Annotated in this window: 13 protein-coding genes; 9 read left to right on the top strand and 4 right to left on the bottom strand. The window is 66.7% G+C overall.

Going from position 1 to position 20,354, the window contains the following annotated elements; all coding sequences use genetic code 11:
* Positions 1 to 20: 20 nt before the first annotated feature.
* The 6 genes from DNJ95_RS13060 (at position 21) to DNJ95_RS13035 (ending at position 10,589) form a co-directional block, all read left to right on the top strand.
* On the top strand, positions 21 to 2,075 hold the full coding sequence (locus DNJ95_RS13060; protein WP_131185172.1) for a TonB-dependent receptor: 2,055 nt from the start codon (positions 21 to 23) through the stop codon (positions 2,073 to 2,075).
* Between the two features lie 103 nt (positions 2,076 to 2,178).
* Positions 2,179 to 4,560, top strand: a complete 2,382-nt coding sequence (locus DNJ95_RS13055; RefSeq protein ID WP_131185171.1) for a decarboxylase — start codon at positions 2,179 to 2,181, stop codon at positions 4,558 to 4,560.
* An 11-nt stretch (positions 4,561 to 4,571) separates the two neighbouring features.
* The gene (pigE, locus tag DNJ95_RS13050) at positions 4,572 to 7,091 is read left to right on the top strand and encodes a prodigiosin MAP biosynthesis aminotransferase PigE (RefSeq protein WP_131185170.1); all 2,520 of its coding nucleotides are present in this window, start codon (positions 4,572 to 4,574) and stop codon (positions 7,089 to 7,091) included.
* 65 nt (positions 7,092 to 7,156) lie between these two features.
* Positions 7,157 to 8,377 carry an acyl-CoA dehydrogenase family protein gene (locus DNJ95_RS13045; RefSeq protein WP_131185169.1) on the top strand — a complete coding sequence of 407 codons (1,221 nt, stop codon included), beginning with the start codon at positions 7,157 to 7,159 and terminating at the stop codon, positions 8,375 to 8,377.
* On the top strand, positions 8,374 to 9,552 hold the full coding sequence (locus tag DNJ95_RS13040; protein WP_131185168.1) for an MFS transporter: 1,179 nt from the start codon (positions 8,374 to 8,376) through the stop codon (positions 9,550 to 9,552). Before DNJ95_RS13045 ends, DNJ95_RS13040 begins: the two co-directional genes overlap by 4 nt.
* The gene (locus DNJ95_RS13035; RefSeq protein ID WP_131185217.1) at positions 9,552 to 10,589 is read left to right on the top strand and encodes a glucuronyl hydrolase; all 1,038 of its coding nucleotides are present in this window, start codon (positions 9,552 to 9,554) and stop codon (positions 10,587 to 10,589) included. Before DNJ95_RS13040 ends, DNJ95_RS13035 begins: the two co-directional genes overlap by 1 nt.
* A gap of 153 nt (positions 10,590 to 10,742) precedes the next feature.
* Here DNJ95_RS13035 and DNJ95_RS13030 read toward each other — a convergent pair whose 3' ends face one another.
* The 4 genes from DNJ95_RS13030 to DNJ95_RS13015 all read right to left on the bottom strand — a co-directional run bounded on the left by DNJ95_RS13030 (position 10,743) and on the right by DNJ95_RS13015 (position 17,946).
* Positions 10,743 to 12,062, bottom strand: coding sequence for a carboxylesterase family protein (locus tag DNJ95_RS13030; protein WP_131185167.1), 1,320 nt, complete (start codon positions 12,060 to 12,062; stop codon positions 10,743 to 10,745).
* Between the two features lie 110 nt (positions 12,063 to 12,172).
* Positions 12,173 to 13,606: an efflux transporter outer membrane subunit gene (locus tag DNJ95_RS13025; RefSeq protein WP_131185166.1), complete on the bottom strand. Its 1,434-nt coding sequence runs from the start codon at positions 13,604 to 13,606 to the stop codon at positions 12,173 to 12,175.
* A complete protein-coding gene (locus DNJ95_RS13020; RefSeq protein ID WP_131185165.1) occupies positions 13,603 to 16,743 on the bottom strand; it encodes an efflux RND transporter permease subunit in 3,141 nt (1,046 codons plus the stop codon). Before DNJ95_RS13020 ends, DNJ95_RS13025 begins: the two co-directional genes overlap by 4 nt.
* Before the next feature lie 9 nt (positions 16,744 to 16,752).
* Positions 16,753 to 17,946 (bottom strand): efflux RND transporter periplasmic adaptor subunit, encoded by a 1,194-nt coding sequence (locus tag DNJ95_RS13015; RefSeq protein WP_131185164.1) that lies wholly within the window; start codon positions 17,944 to 17,946, stop codon positions 16,753 to 16,755.
* A gap of 163 nt (positions 17,947 to 18,109) precedes the next feature.
* Between DNJ95_RS13015 and baeS the strand changes: the two genes are divergently transcribed.
* The 3 genes from baeS to DNJ95_RS19350 all read left to right on the top strand — a co-directional run.
* On the top strand, positions 18,110 to 19,486 hold the full coding sequence (gene baeS / locus DNJ95_RS13010; protein ID WP_131185163.1) for a sensor histidine kinase efflux regulator BaeS: 1,377 nt from the start codon (positions 18,110 to 18,112) through the stop codon (positions 19,484 to 19,486).
* Positions 19,483 to 20,166: a response regulator gene (locus DNJ95_RS13005; protein WP_131185162.1), complete on the top strand. Its 684-nt coding sequence runs from the start codon at positions 19,483 to 19,485 to the stop codon at positions 20,164 to 20,166. Before baeS ends, DNJ95_RS13005 begins: the two co-directional genes overlap by 4 nt.
* The coding region (locus DNJ95_RS19350; protein WP_220445718.1) for a hypothetical protein at positions 20,163 to 20,354 on the top strand (192 nt) is incomplete at its 3' end. The genes DNJ95_RS13005 and DNJ95_RS19350, both read left to right, overlap by 4 nt.

The raw sequence follows: 20,354 nt of genomic DNA, 5'->3' as shown, positions 1-20,354 counted from the left end.
CACCGCTCAATGAGGCGCATATGAAGAAGTCACCTGGAAACACCCCCCGCCGGGGAACGCTCGCTGTCGGCCAACTGACCCTGCTGGCCTCGGTCCTGCTCTCCGCCCTGCCGTACGCGGCACAGGCGGCCCGGGCAGCGGATGGGCTGGAAACGCAGGACGAACTCCAGTCGCTGCCGGCGATCACCGTCACCTCGGAGAAGATCGAGCGACCATTGGAAAAAGTGCCCGCCAGCGTGGCGGTGATCGATGGCTGGGACACCGAACAATCCGGGATCACCGGCATGGAACAACTGGAAGGACGCATTCCCGGCCTGTCGTTCCAGCCGTTCGGGCAGGCAGGCATGAACTCGCCCGTCATGCGCGGGCTGACGGCCAACTTCAACAGTTTTTCCACCTCCACGCTACTGCTTGTCGATGGCGTGCCCACACTGACGGCGCAGGGCTTCGAACATGGCATGCTGGATCTGGATCGCATCGAAGTCATGCGCGGCCCACAATCCACGCTGTATGGGCGCAATGCCGAAGCCGGCGTGATCGCCATCCACAGCCTGCCGCTGGATGCCACGCCAAGGGCCAGCGTGTCCGCGCAAGCGGGCAGCCGCGACAAGCGCGTCATGCGCTTCGCGCTCAGCCAACCCGTGGTGGAAGAGCAGCTATATGCCAGCGTATCGGGCAACTGGTCGAGCCAGGACGGTTTCATCGACAATACCCATACCGGGAAAAAGGAGGATGATCGCGAGCAGCGCAATCTCAACCTGGGCCTGCGCTGGACACCAGGGGCGGCAACCGACCTGGTGATGCGCTACGCGCATCAGGAATACGATGATGGCGCGGCCCTCTGGGGCGCCCCCAGCTCACCGAGAACACGGGTCGCGTCCGGAACCCAGGGCTGGAATCGTTCCAAGGGGCAGACCCTGTCCCTGAATGCCCGGCATGAATTCGCTTCCGGCCTGACGCTGCATTCGGTGACGGCCTGGAACGACTTCAAGGACCGCATTCGCCAGGACACCGACTTCCTGCCCGCGGATGTCCTGCAGGTCGGGCGCGATCATCACCTGCGCACCCTGTCCCAGGAACTGCGGCTGGAAGGACAGCTCGGGGAAGCCGATTGGCTGGCTGGCGTCTATGCCGATCACAGCGATAACGATCTGCACAGCACCAGCAAGACCATGATGGGGCTGTCGGACATGCGTGCGGACCAGGAAAACCATACCGCGGCCCTGTTCACACACTGGAACGTCCCGCTGTCGGCCGGCTGGTCCCTGGCCGCTGGCGCGCGTATCGAGCGCAACGAAGTGGAATTGCGCCCGCGCGGAGCCGTCCGTCAGGACAAGGGTTGGACCCACGTATCGCCCAAACTGGCATTGCAATACCAGCTCGCCCCCGATCATCAGTGGTACCTGAGCGCCAGCCGGGGCGTGCGCAGCGGCGGCTTCAACGTGCTGGCCCCGACGCTGGGCTACCTGCCCTACGACTCGGAGAAGCTCTGGTCGTACGAAAGCGGCCTCAAGGGCTGGCTACTCGACAAGCGCATACGCTACTCACTGGCCGCCTATTTCATGGACATCGACGACATGCAGGTCATGCAGATGCCCAGTGTCGGCATGATGTATATCACCAGTGCCGCGACCGCCACCTCCAGGGGGCTCGAACTGGACATCGACTACCTGCTGGGCGACGGATGGCAGCTCAAAGGCGGATTGGCCTGGAACCATACGCGTTTCGATCGCTTCCAAGACGGTACCACTGACTACCATGGCAAGCACAATCCATTCGCCCCCGATCTGACCGGGCATATCGGCATCCGCTACGACGCGCCGCAAGGCTGGTACGCACAAGCCAGCGTGACCGGCAGCGGCAAGGTCTACCTGGATGCGGCCAACCAGTACAAGCGCAACGGTTACGGCCTGCTCAACCTGGTGGCCGGATACCAGCGTGGCCAATGGGAAATCGCGGCCTACGCCGACAATGCGACCGACCAACGCTATGACGCGGTGGGCTATCAGAACGGGTTCGTCACGGTCTACAGCCCGCCGCGCGAGGCTGGCCTGCGGCTGACGTGGCGTTTGTGAAAGAGCTGCACGGGTAACGGTGTACAGGTAGCAAGACAAGGACGGTTGCCTACCAGGGCAGAACATCGTCACCAGTAACCAGCCAGAAAGGATGCAATGGCATATGCAGCGAGAGAAACGAACGATCGGCGTTTGCCTGGTCAGCCAGGACGAGGAGTTGACCAGGGATCTGCAAGCGGTACTGGGCGGCGTGAACGATTTGCTCGATGGCAACCCGGGCACGCCATTCGATACTTCACCGGATGGCGAATGCTTCCCTTATCGGCAGTTGCTCGGGCAGGCGGGGCGCTACCTGCGCTCTTTCCGCCGCGACCCGGCGCTGGGCCTGGCGCTACGGCGCTTCGACTCGGTCGCGGACGCCCGCCAGGACGTGGCGATCGCCGGGCGGGCCTCCTCCCCGGTCGAATGCGTGCTGCTGGATACGCGGCACGAAGAGCCAGACGGCACGGACGATCCTTTCACGTCCCTCACCCAGGGGCATGCGCAAGCGCGCGTCTCCCCTTGTTCCGCCATGCTCCTGTGCAAAGAGGAAGCACTGGGCAAGTGGATGTGCCAACTGGGTGGCAACCGCCTGGTGCGAGTGCCCCATGCCAATCCGTGGCAACGCCGGGCCGACCTGCTCCGGCTGATCCTCGACCATCTGGAGCATGCCCATTTCAACCGCATGCTGGTGCGGGCGAAGCAGAAGCCCGACAGCCGGGTGACCCTGGCTCGGCATATCCACCAGCAGATGAGCGAGCGCTGGGGCAATCGCTGGGACTTCCACTTCTACACCGGCTCCATGGTGGCCAGCTTCATCGACTCGATGAAGGTGTTGCTGCAGGGCACGGACAACCGCTGCCTGACCGGCAACAACGAACATTCCCTGGCCGTGAGCGCACTGGCGGGCTGGCAACTGTATGGCCGCGCCTACGTGATCGCCATGACCTCCGGCATGATCGACGAGGCGCGCGGGACGCTGGCCAACCTCAAGCGCGCGGGAGCGCCCGGGATCATCGTCTGCGCGGACTCGCCGGAAACCGTCTGGTACCCCTTCCAGGGTACGCTGGACGCCGACGGCAACGGCCATGCGGTCCTCGCCGCGCGCGGCCTGTGGCATGGATTCATGCGCACTCCCGACGACATGCCCGCCTGCCTGCAAGGCGCCTTCCAGGCGCTCGACGAGCGCCCCGCCCCGACCTTCATGCTGGGCACGCAGAACGTGCTGGAATCGCACGGGGAAATCCATGCCAGCGTGGCGCGCCCGCCGGCCGTCCATCCGGCTGCCCTCTCCGCCGCCCAGTACGAACGCCTGGAACAGGCCGTGGCCGTGATCAACCACGACGATGCGCGGGTCCTCTGGCATTGCGGCCGGCTCACCGACGACGAGCGGGAGCGGGTCCTGCGCATGGCGGAAAAGGCCGGCATCGCCCTGGCGGACAGCATCATCCATCCGGGCAGCGTACCGGCCTTCCACGAAGGCCGGCCGGTGGAGAATTACCTCGGGCCGCTCTCCATGTACGGCTTCAACCGTGCGGTCCATGAGTTCCTGGAAATGCAGGACGATGATGCACAGGGTGCGCCCTGGCTGTTCTTCCTCAAGGGCAAGGTGGAGCAATCCGCCACGCCTTATTCCGAGGGCAAGCTCAAGCGCAATTTCCGCATTGCCCAGGTCAACCGCAACCAGGCGCACCTGTCGCCCTTCACCCGGCTGGCCCTGGACTTGCGCCTGGCGGACTTCCTCGACTACCTGGAACCACGGCTGCGGGTCGACGACGCGCTGCTGCGGCGGCGCAGGGCAAGGCTCGAGCGCTTGCGCAAACTGCCTGCGGCCTTGCCCAGCGACCTGATCGAGACACTGCCGATGACGCCCAACTACTTCTTCCAGCGATTGGGGACGCTGGTAGCGGACCTGATCGAGACACGAGGCTACCGCTATACCGGCGTCTACGACGTCGGCCGTTGCGGTCTGTCGGCGCTGCGCAACGTGGCGCGCACCGATCCCGGTTTCTCCGGCTGGTATGGCCGGGCGCTGATGGGCGACGGGCTGATGTCGCTGCCCTATATCGCGCTGAAGAACCAACGCCATGTGCTGGCGTTCATCGGCGATGGCGCGCGCGCCATCGTACCCAACGTCGAGCAGCGCGTGGTCTGCTCCGCGCTCCGTGGCGTGGCTGGCCGCGGAGGCAATGTCAGCGTCTTCTACCTGAGCAACGGCGTACTGTCGATGATCCAGACCTACCTGGACAAACGCCACACGCTGAATGGCTCCCACCAGGTCAACGTGCCCTTGACGGAATGGAAGGATGAAAGCGTCGAACGCGTCGCCGCCGGTGTGACGGTCCAGCGCCGCGTACTCCGGCACTTCTGCCCGGAACAACTGGGCGAGGCGTTGATGGCTCCGGGCCGCGTCAACTTTTTCGATGTCTGGCTTGGGCACAACTCCGAGGGCGATGGCTTGAGCCTGATCTCGGAAGCGTCCTGGAGCCGCCTGCATATTCAATGAGAGAGCACATCATGAAATTCGGTTTTATCGCCCATCCCACTTCCAAAGAGTTGCTGCACCAGGTCAAGCTGGTCGACATGGCCGGCCGTACGCTCGAGGAACAGGCCTATGGCTACGACCCCGAGCGCTGGCGCCGGCGCAACCTGGTGCCGTTCATCGAGTTCAGCCGTATCGTCAGCGCCTGCGGCGCGCAATGCCAGGGCATCCTGCAGTACATGCCGCTGACCGCCGAGCAGATGTTGAACCAGCCACGGCGCATTGCCGAACGCGTCGTCGAAGGCGTCAATGCGCTCAAGCAGCAGGGAGCGGAGCTGGTCGGGCTGGGCGGCTTCACCTCCATCGTCGGCAATCGTGGCCTGCAGACCCTCGAACGCACGCAGATCCCGGTGACGACCGGCAACTCGCTGACCACCTATGCCGCCTATGTGAACCTGCTGGACAGCCTGGAAGCCCTGGAAATCCCCCCCGAACGGGCCGAGATCGCGGTACTCGGCTATCCCGGCTCGATCGCCCTGGCCCTCGCTTGCCTGCTGGCGCCACTGGGCTGCAGGTTGCGGCTGGTGCATCGCGGCGGCAAGCAGCAGGCTGAAACCCTGCTGGCCTACCTGCCAGCGGAGTTTCACGGACAGGTCAGGTTGCACGCCGGCCTGGAGGATTGCTACCAGCAGGTCCGCCTGTTCGTGGCCGCCACCTCCAGCGGCGGCGTCATCGACCCGCGGCGGCTGGCCCCTGGTAGCGTGGTGGTGGATGCGGCGCTGCCGAAGGACGTGCAGCCCGGCTGGGAGAAGCGCGACGATATCCTGGTCATCGACGGCGGGCTGGTATCGGCCAGCGAAGCGGTGGACTTCGGCGCCATGGCACTGGGCCTGGGGCCAAAGCGCAATATCAACGGTTGCCTGGCCGAGACCATGATCCTGGCCCTGGAAGGGCGCGCCGAGCCCTTCTCGATCGGCCGCGAACTGCCCGCCGACAAGGTCCTGGAGATCGGCCGTATCGCCGCGCGGCACGGCTTCCTGCCGCGCCCCATGGCCAGCCGCGGCGAACCGGTGAACGAAGCGCGCTTCCACGAACTGCGCCGCTTCCACGGCGGCAAGCCGCCCGCGGTGAACCACGTGCAGGATGCCGACGCACTGGAACTGCGCGCGGAGGTGCTGCGCTGCTTCGGCCTGCACATCAACCCCATCCTGCGCGAGTTCTATGAGTTCAACCATGTCGAACGGGTCTTCAGCCATGGCCAGGGCTGCTGGCTGACCGACCTGGACGGCCGCCGCTACCTGGATTTCGTGGCCGGATACGGCTGCCTCAATACCGGCCACAACCATCCGGACATAACCGCCGGTGTGCAGCACTACCTCAACCAGCAGCACCCCACCTTCGTGCAGTACCTGTCAGCGCCGCTGCATGCCAGCCTGCTGGCCAAACGCCTGGCGGGGCTGGCGCCGGCCGGGCTGGAGCGGGTATTCCTCAGCAACTCGGGGACCGAGGCCGTGGAAGCGGCGCTGAAGCTGGCCCTGGCCGCCAGCGACAAGCCCACCCTGCTCTATTGCAGCAATGGCTATCACGGCAAGACCCTGGGCGCCCTGTCCGTGACCGGGCGCGCGAAGCACCGCGAGGCATTCGAACCGTTGCTGCCGCGCTGCGAGGAAATTCCTTTCGGCGACATCCCCGCCCTGCGGGCCAGGTTGCGCGGGGGCGACGTGGCGGCGTTCATCGTCGAACCGATCCAGGGCGAAGGCGGCGTCATCCTGCCGCCAGCCGGTTATCTCTCGGCGGTACGCGAGTTGTGCAGCGAATATGGCTGCCTGTGGATTCTCGATGAGATCCAGACCGGGCTCGGGCGCACCGGCAAGATGTTCGCGTGCCAGTGGGAGGATGTCTCTCCCGATATCATGGTGCTGTCCAAATCCCTTTCCGGCGGGCTGGTGCCGATCGGCGCGACGCTGTCCTCGAAGGAGGTCTGGCAGCGCGCCTACGGCAATATCGACCGTTTCGCGCTGCACACCTCGACCTTTGGCGGCGGCAACCTGGCCGCCGCCGCCGCCATGGCTGCGCTGGATGTGGTCGAGCAGGCCGACCTGGCCGGCAACGCCGTGCAGGTCGGCGCGCACCTGCGCCAAGGGCTGGAGGAACTGGCCCGCAAGCACTACTTCATCAAGGAGGTGCGCGGCCAAGGCCTGATGATCGCCATCGAGTTCCAGAACGATGTCGCGGATGGCATCGAAGCCTTCGTACACGACATGACCAGCCGCATGCCGGCCAAGGCCGCGGCCACCTACCGGATGATGCCCGGCAAGGCCCGCGCGCACCTGGAAGCCGCCATGCGCGAGCTGGAATCCACGCTGGCGGACATGTTCGTACTGCGCATCATGACCAAGCTGTCCCAGGAGCACGGCATCCTGACCTTCGTCACGGCCAACAACAGCCGCGTCATGCGGATTCAGCCACCGCTGCTGTTGTCGCTGGCGGAGGCCGATCGATTCATCCAGGCACTCGGCGAAGTCTGCGAAGACCTCTCCACCTTCGAATCCTGAGTTCATCCGCCGTTGCCACTGCCGACCCGCTCGGCAGTGGCAACGGCATCATGGAGATAATCCAAATGGGCGAAATCACAGCCCCTGAATCGCCAGTGACGGAACTGGCACAACGCGTCCGCCAGTTCGTCGATGAACGGATACTGCCCCACGAAAGCCGGCTGGCGGCGGAGAACGATGAAGCCCGGGCGCTGGCGCGGGAGCTATCGCAACAAGCCCGTGCCGCGGGCGTGTTCGGTAGTTTCTATCCAATGCGGCTGGGTGGACGAATTGCCAGCCTGGCCGACTACCTGCATGTGGCGGAACAGGAAGGCCGCTCGGAATACGCACCCGGCATCCTCGGCGCCGATGCCACGCTGGACGCCCATATGCTCGACCGCCATGCCAGCCCGGCGGTCAGGGAACGCTTCCTGTCTCCGCTGGTTCGCGGTGAAGCCGTTTCCAGCTATGCCATGTCGGAACCGGAAAGCATCGGCTCGATTCCCGCGACGATGACCTGCCGGGCCGAGTTGCGCGATGGCCGTTGGCATATCAATGGCCGCAAGTGGTTCATCTGCCGCTCCCAGGTCGCCAATTTTGCCACTGTGGTCGCCCGTAGCGGCGAAGGGCCGGTGGCGGAAGCCATTTCCATGATCGTGGTACCGACGGATGCCCCGGGTTTCCGGGTGGTGCGCCCGTTGTCCCTGCTCGGGCGCTGGCAGGGCCAGGCCGAACTGGCCTTCGACGATCTGCAGGCACCGCAGGACCATGTCCTCGGGGCGCCCGGCCAGGGTATCGCGCTCATGCAGGAACGGCTCGGATTGGGCCGCCTGTTGCGCTCAGCGCACTGGCTGGGCCAGGCGCAACGCTGCTTCGAGCTGATGTGCCAGCGCATTCATTCGCCCAAGGGCCAGTTGGCGCGGCTGGCGGACAAGCAACTGGCGCGGGCCCGGGTCTACCGGGTCCATCGCGGCATCGCCACGGCACGGGCCCTGGTGCGGGACGCCGCCGGCAAGTTCGACGCGGGCATCGCCAACGGCATCGAGGTCAACCTGGCGAAACTGGCGGCTTCGGATGCCGTCAGCGAAGCCGCCGACAATGCGATCCAGATCATGGGGGCAGAGGGCCTGAGCGACTGGACAGCGCTGGCGGGCATCTATCGCGGGGCCAGGACCACGCACATCCTGGATGGGGCCGACGATGCGCTGGTCAGCACCATCGGCCGGCAATTGCTGATGGCGACACGGCCTGGCGAACGCTTCGATCCGGCCTATCCCTCCCTGCGTGTATCCAAGGCCGCGGAATGAACGCCGAAACCCACCGCGGGCCCTCGCTGACAGGCTTGTCCACGTTGCTGGTAATGGCCATGGGCATGCCGATGATGATCTTCTATGCCATCGGCATTCTGGGGCCGCGACTGATCTCGGAGCTGGGCATTTCCCACCAGCAACTGGGCTGGCTGACCACCAGCACCTTCGGGCTTGCCGCCATTCTCTCGCCCTGGGCCGGTACCCTGGTGCAGCGCATGGGCACACGCGCGGGGCTGGTGGGGCTGTTCCTGCTGGTCGGCCTGTCCTTTTCACTGATGGCGCTGCTGCCGGGTTTCGGCGGGCTGGTCACGGCACTGCTGTTTTGCGGTATTGCCCAGTCGCTGGCCAACCCGGCCACCAACCAGGCGATTGCCCAGGGCGTTCCAGCGCCGCGCAAGGCGGCGATCGTCGGGCTCAAGCAATCGGGGGTACAGGCTTCCGCATTGCTGGCGGGGGTGCTGCTGCCGCCGCTGGTAGTGGCCTGGGGCTGGCGTGGTGCGCTGGCGACATGGGTACCGATCGCACTGCTCATGGCGCTACTGGCGGTCCGCTGGGTACCGGCCAGAGCGACGCAGGCACAATACCGCTCCTTGCGTGTGAGCGCGCCCAATGCCTGGCTGGCGCTGCTGATGGCCATCCAACTGTGCGCCGGCCTGGCGCTTTCCTCATTCATGACTTTCCTCGGGGTGCATGCCGACCAGTTGGGGGTATCGGCCCAGACCATCGGCGCCATGGTCGGCTGCTTCGGCGTCATGGGCATGCTTTCCCGGGTGCTGCTGACCCCCATTGGTGCCAGGTTGAAGGACGAAAGTGTGCTGCTGGGCATGCTCTTCGTGCTCGCCAGCGTAGCGCTGGCGATCATGCGGCAAGCCGACGCGCAGCAGCACTGGCCGCTCTGGCTGGGCGTGATCGGGATGGGTTCGAGCGTGGTCGCCAGCAACGCGATCGCCATGAGCATGCTGCTGCGGGATGAGCGCTTCGGTACTGCCGCCACCTCGGCAGGCATGCTCTCGGTCGGCTTCTTCGCCGGCTTTGCCCTGGGGCCCCCGGCGTTCGGCTGGCTGCTGGGCCACAGCGATGGCTTCGCCGCCGCCTGGCCGAGCCTGATCGGCATCCTGATCACCGGCGGCGTGCTGTGCCTGCTGCTATTTCGCATGCGCCAGCGGGGATGATGCCCGTGCAGGACAGGAACCACTACCAGGCCACCCTCCCCGCCCTCTTCGAGCGAATGGATGAGATTGCCGCACAATGCGCCGATCGCTTCCCTTTGTTCCGCCTTGCGACCGCCACACAATGGACGCTGTCCAGGCGGGGCTCCTGGCTGGGAGGCTTCTGGGCCGGCCTATGGTGGCTACGCGCCACCCACTCAGGCAGATCCGACGACCATGCCACGGCGGGAGACTGGTCGGCACGCCTGCAACCCCTGCTGTTCGAACCATCAATCAACCGCAGCTTCGTATTCTGGTACGGCGCGGCCATCGGCCATCAGGCTTTCAAGCAGGACCTCGCGGCCCTGCGACTCGCCAGCCAGGCGGCCCTGGCCATCTCTGCGGACTTCGACCCCGAACGGGGTTGCTGGACGCTCGGCCCGGGCATGGGCGCCGGCGAGAACGGCACCCGCACGCTCAATGTCGACGCCCTGGCCCCGACGCTGGCGCTGCTGCACCATCATGGCGGTGCGCAAGGGCGCGCCCAGGCGCGCCAGCATCTGCAGACCTGCCTGCGCCACCTCGCGACCGAACAGGGTGCCTGGCGGGCCAATGCCATCATGGACGGTTGTGACCACAGGCACCAGGAACCGGCCGGCGCCTGGCCGCGTGGGCAAGCCTGGGCCATGCTGGGCCTGGCCGCAGCGGTTCGGTTGTACGGGGAAACCCATGGGCATTCGGCCCTGCAGGCCTGTATCTACTGGACCGAGCGCTGGGGCGACATCCACCGGGCCCCAGCGGCGGAGCAAGCGCAGCAGAAGGATTTATCCGCACAGGTGATTTCGGCGGTAGCCATGCTCGAGCTGTTTGAATGCATGCCGGATCAGCATTGGCTGTACCGGCAAGCGCACAGGCAGATCGCCTCGATTCTCGGTGACAGCGATATCACCGAGACAGGGCAATTCATCGGTCACCTTTATCGGATCGGCCCCCATGAAGAGCGACGGGTCGAGTCGGCCTGTGCAACGTTCTTTTTATTGAAAATGCTTTTATCCGACTGAAACCGGGGCATGGCGGCTGTACGGTCGGCGATATGCGGCCTCCCCCTCGGGGCCGTGCGCGGAAATGATTTGCCCAGCACGGCCCGGGTACGGGCACCAGAGCCGAGGCGATACCTGCCGCCTCGCGCATTTCCGGTTTCCCCCCCGAATCCCCTATTGCCGGAAGATCCACTCGCGGATCGGCTCGATGCCGTAGGCGATGCGCCAGGTGTTGCGGTGCCCACTGGCGCCAGCGCCCGAATCCCCCGGCGGGATTACGCTGCCCTTGGCGAAGGTCACATAGTTGATCGGGCTGCCCTCGGCGTCGATCTTCTCGAAAGCGGCGCGATATTGCTCGGCGCTCCAGGTGCCGTCCCAGGTGGCGCGGCTGATGCGCGCGCCTTCCGCCGCCAGCACCTCGGTGATGGCGTTCTGCCCGGGATAGGCCTTGCCGTCGTCCTGCGACACCAGTATCCACAGCTTCTGCCGGGCCAGCGGCTTCACCAGCGCCGGGTCCCACTGGCCGGCGACCAGGAAGGACGCGGCGAAAAACTCCGGGTACTTGATGTTCATCGCGATCGACATCATGCAGCCGCCGGACTGGCCGGTGGTGTAGAGGCGCTTGCGGTCGATGCTGTACTGGTTCGCCAGCGCCTCGATCAGGTCGATGGTGGTGTCGAGCATGCTGCTGGTCTGCGAGTCGTCGTCGGCGATGATCTCGGCGAACTGCGGCGCCAGCACGAAGCACGGGCGCCTGGCCTGGTCCTCGGGGCTGGCCCAGGCGATCGCGCCCAGGCCCTGGAACAGGGTGGCGAAGGGGTCGTCGCCGGTCGCGCCGGCATCATGCATGAACAGCACCAGCGGATAGGACTGCTGCGGATCGTAGTCCCTGGGCACGAACAGGTTGTATTCGAGCCTGTCACCGGTATCGGGGTCGTGGAACTCCAATTGCTGGAAATCGTCGACGATCAGGTTCTTCACACTGCTGGTCGCCAGTCTCTCGCCGTTCGCCAGGACCAGCGATGCGGCGGCCGTACGATAGACCGGGCTGCCGCTGGTGCGGCTGCCTGCCTTGCCGGGACCGCCGCCGGGGCCGCCCGGGCCGCCAGCGCCAGCGCCATCGCGCGAGCCAGTGCCATTGCCTTGGCCCCGCGCCTTCTGCTGGGCCAGGGAGGCATCGGCATCGTCCGGCGACAAGGCAAGGATGACGAAACGCCCCGACTCGGCACGCTCGGCCGGATCGGTGGAGGTGCTGGGGAAAACCTCGACCAGGGTTCGCCCCTCGACCTCGAAGGCCGCGGTCGACAGCGTGGCAGCCTCGACCGGCGCGCTGTACTCCACCGCCACCGCGGTCAGGCGGATGCCATCGCCGAAGACCTCGGTGATGGCGCTGGCTTGCCTGGCCTGCCCGGCACCGTTGCGGGCGCAGGCAGGGACAGCGACCGCGACCAGCGTCGTGGCGCTTATGAGCAGGAAATTCCTACGCGATAACATGTTCGTTCTCCTCGCTTCTCAAGGCTGTTCCAGCCGTTTCCGCTGTCCGGCGCCACGGCCTTCGCGGCGCATCCCGGCCATCGGCAATCCCGTCTTGGGGCGCCCTGCCTTCATCCGCCGGCATCGGCACCACCGCCGAACACTTTATACAGGGTCACACGGTTGCTGGCCTCGCTCAGGCGCAGGGTGATCAGATCCTGCTGCGCGCTATAGAACGTGCGCTGCGCGGTCAGGGCCTGGAGGGAGCTGTCCACCCCGTTGCGGTAGCGCGCATCGGCCAGGGTATAGCCGCGCCGGGAAGCGCTGACCAGGGCACGCTGCGCATCCAGGCGCTCGTCCAGGCGGGCGCGCACGGCCAGGGCATCGGCCGCCTCGCCGAAGGCGGTCTGGATCGCCTTCTCGTACTGGGCCACGGCGACATCGGCGGAGAGCTCCGCCACGTCCAGCGAGGCCTGGAGCGCACCGGCCCGGAAAATCGGCACGCTGATGCTGGGAATGAACGACCAGCTCCGCGTACCGGCATCGAACAGATCCGACAGGGCGCTGCTGCCGACGCCCAGCGTCGTGGTCAGCGAAATACTCGGAAAGAAGGCCGCACGCGCGGCGCCAATATCGGCATGGGCGGCTTTCAGCACGTACTCGGCAGACAGCACGTCGGGGCGCTGCAACAGCACCTGGGAGGAGAGATCGGCGGGCAGCGGCGCCAGCGCCACGGCGGCCTCGGCATCGTCGATAGCCGGCAGAAGGCTATCGTGGACGGGGGCACCCACGACCAGCTCGAGCGCATGGCGCGCCTGCTCCAGCGCGGTGGCATAGGTGGCGACGTCGGCCCGCGCGCTTTCCACGCTGCCCTGAATGGAAGCCAGGTCGACACCGGAGGCCGCGCCTTCGCCATGCAGGAACTCGGTGAGTTGCAGCGTCCTGCGCTGGCTCTCCAGGGTCTGCTGCGCCAGGGCCACGCGCTGGCGGTAGGCACCCACGCTCAGCCAGTCGCTGGCGACCTCGGCCAGCAGGCTCATGCGTGTGCTGCGCTGGGTCTCGGCCGTGGCCAGGAAGGTCTGCGCGGCCTCGTCCTGCAGGCTGCGGATGCGCCCGAACAGGTCCAGTTCCCAGTTGCTGAAGCCAACCGTGGCCGCAGCGCTGCGGCTTACCGTGCTGCTGGCGTCCGTACCGCTGCGTGCGGCCGTCTGGCTGACCGTCGCGTCCACCGACGGCAGCAGGTCGGCGCTCTGGATGCGGTACTGCGCACGCGCCTTCTCGATGTTGAGCACGGCCACGCGCAAATCGCGGTTGCTCTGCAGCGCCAGGACGATCACCTGGCGCAGACGCTCGTCGAGGAATACCTGGCGCCAGTCGAGTTCCGCCAGCGCTGCCGCGTCGGCGCTGGCCGGCGGGGCCTCGCGGAACTGCGCCGGCACCGGTGTGGCAGGCGGTACGTAGGACGGTGCCATACTGACGCAGCCGGCCAACCCGGCGGCGCAGAGAACGGCCAGCGCCAGGCGGGCCGGGCGCGGGGAACGACGGGGGGCGTTCTGCCTGGTCATTCACTCACCTCCGTTGGCACGACGCGCCGGCTCTTGCGGCCAGGAAACAGGCTGCGCACGATCACGTAGAACAGCGGCACGAAGAAGATGCCCAGCACGGTCGAGGCCAGGGTCCCGCCGAACACGCCGGTACCCAGCGAGTGGCGCCCGCCGGAGCCGGCGCCGCTGCTGACCACCAGTGGCAGCACGCCGAGCAGGAACGCCAGCGAAGTCATCAGGATCGGCCGCAGGCGCAGGCGCGCGGCCTCCAGCACAGCGTCGAGCAGCGGCTTGCCGCGTTCCTCCAGCTCCTTGGCGAACTCGACGATGAGGATGCCGTTCTTGGCCGCCAGGCCGACCGTGGCAAGCAGGCCCACCTGGAAGTACACGTCGTTGCTGAGCCCGCGCAACGAGGTCAGCAGCAGCGCGCCGACGATACCGATGGGCACGGCCAGCATCACCGAGAATGGGATCGACCAACTCTCGTACAGCGCCGCCAGGCAGAGGAACACGAACAGCAGCGACACCGCGTACAACAGCGGGGCCTGCGCCCCGGCCTGCTGCTCCTGGTAGGACAGGCCCGACCAGGCATAGCCGAAGCCGCCCGGCAGTTGCTGCACCAGCCTGACCATCTCCGCCATCGCCGTGCCCGAGCTGACGCCCTGGGCCGGCTGGCCGCTGATCTCCATGGCGGCGATACCGTTGAAACGCGCCAGCGAGGCCGGGGCATAGCTCCAGCCGCTGCTGGCGAAGGCCGAGAACGGCACCATCGCCTCGTCGCTGTTGCGCACCGTCCAGCGATAGACATCCTGCGGCAGCATCCGCGCCTGCTCCTGGCCCTGCACATAGACTTTCTTGATGCGGCCGCGGTCGACGAAGTCGTTGACATAGGTAGCCCCGAACGCCGTCGACAGGGTGGCGTTGATATCGCTCTGGGCCAGCTTCAACGCGCCGGCCTTGGCGTCGTCGATCCTGATGTCGAAGGTCGGCGCATCCTCCAGGCTGGAGTAGCGCACCGAACTCAGCGACGGCTCCTGCGCGGCCAGCGCCAGCAGCTTCTGGCGCGCCTCCACCAACGCCTCGTGGCCGGCCCCGGCGAAATCCTGCAGTTCCAGGGTGAAGCCGGTGGCCTGGCCCAACCCCGGAATGCCCGAGGGCGCGAAGGCGTAGATCTGCGCGTCAGGAAAGCGCCCGAGCAGCGCCTCGCTGATACGCCCGCCGATATCGCTGGCACTGGCCTCGCGCTCGCTCCAGTCCTTGAGCCGGATGAAGGCCATGCCGGCGTTCTGGCCGCTGGTGCCCTGGCTGAAACCGGCGACCGCCATGATGCTGTCGACTTCCGGCAGCCCGCGCACGTACTCCGAGACCTGGGAGATCACCCGCAGGGTCTTTTCCTTGGTCGCACCCGGCGGCATCTTCACCTGCACCATCAGCGTGCCCTGGTCCTCCTCAGGCAGGAAAGAGCTGGGCAGATACCAGAACAGCAGGCCCAGCGCCGCCAGCAGCACCCCATAGACCGCCACACCCGTGCGGCGATGGCCGACGACCCGCGCCACGCCGTGCCGGTAGCGCTCGGCCCCCTGGTCGAAGCGGCGGTTGAACCCGGCGAAGAAGCGCCCGAGCGGGCCGCGCCGGGTGACCTGCCCGCCCTGCCCGACCGGCGTCAGCAACGTGGCGCACAACGCCGGCGTCAGGGTCATGGCCACGAACACCGAGAGGATCATCGCCGAGGCGATGGTCACCGAGAACTGGCGGTAGATCACCCCGGTGGAACCGCCGAAGAACGCCATCGGCAGGAACACCGCTGTCAACACCAGGGCGATGCCGAGCAGCGCGCCGGTGATCTGGCCCATCGACTTGCGCGTGGCCTCGCGCGGCGACAGGCCCTCCTCGCGCATCACCCGCTCGACGTTCTCCACCACCACAATCGCATCGTCAACCAGCAGGCCGATCGCCAGCACCATACCGAACATGGTCAGGGTATTGATCGAGTAGCCCAGCAGCGCCAGCACACCGAAAGTGCCCATCAACACCACCGGCACGGCGATCGCAGGGATCAGCGTCACCCGCCAGTTCTGCAAAAACAGGTACATGATCGCCAGCACCAGCACGACGGCTTCGACCAGGGTCTTGACCACCTCCTCGATGGAAATCTTCACGAACGGCGTGGTGCTGGAAGCCACGTGGTAGCTGATGCCCTCGGGGAAGTAGGGCTGCAGTTCCACGAGCCTGGCGCCCACCGCCTCCGACACTTCCATGGCGTTGGCGCCGCTGGCCAGCTCGATACCGATGCCCGCGGCCGGCTTGCCATTGAACATGCTGGTCATCGCATAATCCTCGCTGCCCAGCTCGACCCGGGCGACATCGGACAGACGCACCACCGCGCCGCCGCCGTCGGACTTGACGACGATCGCCTTGAACTGTTCCGCCGTCTGCAGCCGGCTGCGCGAACTTATGGTCGCGTTCAGCGCCTGGCCCTGTGTCGCCGGCAGCGCGCCGAGCTGGCCCGAAGACACGTCGGCGTTCTGCGCGGTGATCGCGGCCGTCACGTCGGAGGGCATCAGCGAATAGGTGCGCAGCTTCTCCGGATCGAGCCAGATGCGCATCGAATACTGCGAGCCCATCACCTGCACCCGGCCAACACCGGTGACGCGGCTGATCGGGTCCTGGATGGTGGACACCATGAAGTCGGCGATGTCGGTGCCAGTCAGGCTACCGTCGTCGGAGGTGAAGGCGAGCACCTCGAAGAAACTGCCACCCACCGACTTGCTCACCGTGAGGCCGCTGCTCTTGACCGCGTCGGGCAACATCGACTCGGCTTGCTGCAGCTTGTTCTGCACCTGCATCTGCGCCACGTCCGGATCGGTACCGGCCTTGAACGTCAGTTGCACCTGCGCACTGCCGGCCGCCGTGCTGCTGGCGGACATGTACATCAGGTTGTCCAGCCCGGTCATCTGCTGTTCGATGACCTGGGTGACCGAATTCTCCACGGTCTGCGCCGAGGCGCCGGTGTAGGTGGCGCGGATCGAGATCGTCGGCGGCGCGATGTCCGGGTACTGTTCCACCGCCAGGGTGAACACCGCTAGCGTACCGCTCAGGGTGATGACGATGGCGATGACCCAGGCGAAGATGGGCCGGTCGATAAAGAAGCGTGACATGGCGTGCCCTCAGTTCCCCTGCGCGGTCGGCGGGGATGTCGAGTCGGTGTGCTCGGGCGCTGCAGCCGCCACCGCGTACGTCTTCACCGCCTGGCCCACCTGCACCTTGCTGCCGCCTTCGACCACCAGTTGCTCGCCGGCCTGCAGGCCGGCGGTGATGACCCATTGGTCCTGCTGTGCGCCACTGGTGCGTACCGTGCGCTCGATGAGCCTGCCGTCGTCGCCGATCAGCCTGACCGTCGCCTCGCCCCTGGTATTGCGGCCGACCGCGCTCTGCGGCGCCAGGATCGCCTTGTCGTCGATCGCCACTGGCAGGATGGCGCGTACGTAGGCGCCCGGCAGCAACAGGCGATCCGGGTTGGGGACCAGCGCGCGCAGCACGACATTGCCGGTGCCGGTATCCACCGAGGTGCCGACGAACTCCAGCGTGCCGCTATGCTCGTAGAGGCTGTCGTCCTCCAGTTGGATCCGTACCGGCACCTTGCCGTCCAGCGAGGTGAGCGCGCCGCTGTCGAGTTGCTTGCGCAGCGCCAGCAGTTCGGCGCTGGACTGGGTGACATCGACATAGATGGGATCGAGTTGCTGGATCGTGGCCAGCGCCGTGGTCTGGCCGGCCGTCACCAGCGCGCCGGGCGTGTAGGTGGATGCGCCGATGCGTCCGCCGATCGGCGCGCTGACGCGGGTGTAGTCGAGGTTGATCCTCGCCGTCTGCAACGTGGCCTGCGCCACCATCACCGCCGCCTCGTTCTGCCGCAACGTGGCGACGGCCTCCTCGAGATCCTGCTGGCTCACCGCGTCCAGCTTGGCCAGGTTGGCGTAGCGTTGCGCCTTGGGCCGCGCCGACAGCACCGCCGCCTGCGCCTGGGCCAGGGCACCCTTGGCATTGTCGTAGGCAGCCTGGTAGATCGCCGGGTCGATCCGGTACAAGAGCTGCCCGGCCTCCACATCCTGGCCTTCGTCGAACAGGCGCTGCTGGATGATACCGCCGACCTGCGGTCGCACGTCCGAGACCATGTGGGCCACCGTGCGTCCGGGCAGCGTCTGGTGCATCGCCAGCCGCTGTGCGCGCACCGTCCAGACCCCGACTTCCGGCGTCGGCGCAAGCGCTGCCGGATCGGGCGAACAGGCGGCCAGCAGCAACATCACCGGCAGGCACAGGAAACCCCGGAGCCTGAACAATGGACGAGGTAGCGGAGACAGCATGCGCAATATCCTTTGAATCGCGGGAAACGGACAATGGCCGGCATGCTGGGGAACGAATGTGCAGCGAATATGGAGTTTCGCTCCAGCCGCAAATCCTCCTTGTTCCCCGAACTGGCGCCGTGCTCGAATACATGCCCGCATCCCAACTCCGACCACCTACCCTATGAAACTGGGCATTACCGCCAAGCTGTTCCTCGCCGTGCTCGCGTCCTGCGCCATCGTGCTGCTGGTCAACGGCATCGCCGCGCACATCAGTTTCCAGCGCAGCTTTCTCGGCTATCTCAACGAACAGGGCCTGGAACGCATGGAGACGGTGCTGCCGCGCCTGGAAGATAGCTATCGCCAGCATGGCGGCTGGGATTTCCTGCGCGGCGACCTGGAGGCCTGGTTCACGCTGATGCGGCCCAGCCCCGATCCGGCACGCGCGCTGACCGGCCCGCCGGTGTCCGACCAGACCGGCGCCGTGCCACGCTTTGCGCTGCTCGATCGCACCTACACCCAAGTCGTCGGCAACCCTGGTGCCGACCGGGAGTCGCTGCTGCGAGCGGTCGTCGTCGATGGAGAGACAGTGGGCTGGATGGCGATGGTGCCGTTCCAGAAAGCCATCGCCGCCGGCGACGTGCGCTTCTACGAAGCGCAGTTGCAGATGTGGTGGCTGATCGGCACCTTGTCGGTCGCCGTGGCGGCCCTGCTCGCCTGGCTGCTGTCGCGCACACTGTTGCGCCGCGTGCACGGCCTGGCCTCGGCAACGCACCGCCTGGCGGCCGGCGACTACGCGATGCGGGTGGATGCCGGCAGCCGCGACGAACTCGGCGGGCTGGCGCGCGACTTCAACCAGTTGGCCCAGGCGCTGGAGCACAACGAGCGCACGCGGCGCCATTTCATGGCCGACATCTCGCACGAGCTGCGCACCCCGCTGGCCGTGATGCGGGCCGAGCTCGAAGCGATCCAGGACGGCATCCGGCCCATGGCGCCGGCGTCGCTGCAGCCGCTGGGCCAGCAGATCCTCCAGCTCGACAAGCTCATCGACGATCTGCACGACCTGTCGCTGACCGACGTGGCCGCCCTCACCTACCGGCATGAGCCAATCGACCTGGCGACCCTGCTGGAGGCGATGCTGGCGACGCTGGAACCGCGCTTCGCCGGCGCCGGGCTGCAACTGCGCCGGCGCCTGGCCCCTGGCGCGTACCCCGTCCACGGCGACGAACGGCGGCTGCAGCAGCTGTTCGGCAACCTGCTCGAGAATACCCTGCGCTACACCGATCGCGGCGGCATCGTCGAAGTCGGCTGCGAACGGCGCAACGGCCGCTTCCTCGTCACCTTCGACGACAGCCCGCCGGCGGTGGACGCGGACAAGCTGCCGCGCCTGTTCGAGCGCTTCTACCGCACCGAGGCATCGCGCAACCGCGAAAGCGGCGGCAGCGGCCTCGGCCTGGCGATCTGCCGCAACATCGCGCAGGCGCACGACGGCAGCATCCGCGCCGACGCCTCGCCGCTCGGCGGCCTGCGCATCACGGTCGATCTGCCGGAGGCCGCATGAAGGCCGCGGCGCCGGGTGGACGGATTCTTATCGTGGAAGACGAGCCACGGCTCTCGGCGGTGCTGCGCGACTACCTGCAGGCGGCCGGCTACAGTTGCCAGCAGGTCTTCGATGGCGCCGACGCCGTGCCGGCCTTCCGGCAGCGGCAGCCCGACCTGGTGATCCTCGACCTGATGCTGCCGAACCGCGACGGCATCGACATCTGCCGCGAACTGCGCACGCTGTCCGACGTGCCGGTGATCATGGTCACGGCCCGGGTCGAGGAGATCGACCGCCTGCTCGGCCTCGAACTGGGCGCCGACGACTACGTGTGCAAGCCGTTCAGTCCGCGGGAAGTCGTCGCCCGCGTGCACAGCGTGCTACGGCGCCACCGCCATGTACCCGGCAACGCCGAATCGGCGCAAGGGCTGTCGATCGACGCTGGCGCCTGCCGGGCCAGCCTCCACGGGCACGACCTCGGCCTCACGCTGGTCGAGTTCCGCCTGCTGCGCACCCTGGCGGCACAGCCCGGCCGGGTCTATTCGCGCGATCAGTTGATGGACCAGCTCTACGACGATCACCGTATCGTCACGGACCGGACCGTCGACAGCCACGTGAAGAACCTGCGCCGCAAACTCGGCAACGTCGGGGAAGAATGGATCAGATCGGTCTACGGCGTCGGCTACCGCTTCGAGCCATGACCGCCAAGGATCTCGCCATCGCGCATGCACGGCACCAGCAGCGCTTGGGCAAGGCCGGCGAACCATCGAAGACAAGCCCTATTGACCGCGGCACGGGCCTGGTTCAGGCCAACCGACCAGCAGACAGGAAGTCAGGAAGTCAGGAAGTCAGGAATTCGCACAAGCAGGACTCACAGGCTGGAAAGCTC

This window comes from Stutzerimonas kirkiae (assembly GCF_004327335.1).
GTDB classification, from domain to species: Bacteria; Pseudomonadota; Gammaproteobacteria; order Pseudomonadales; family Pseudomonadaceae; genus Stutzerimonas; species Stutzerimonas kirkiae.
The sequence above is the reverse complement of the archived record's forward strand: the minus strand, read 5'-3'. Positions and strand labels throughout refer to the sequence as shown.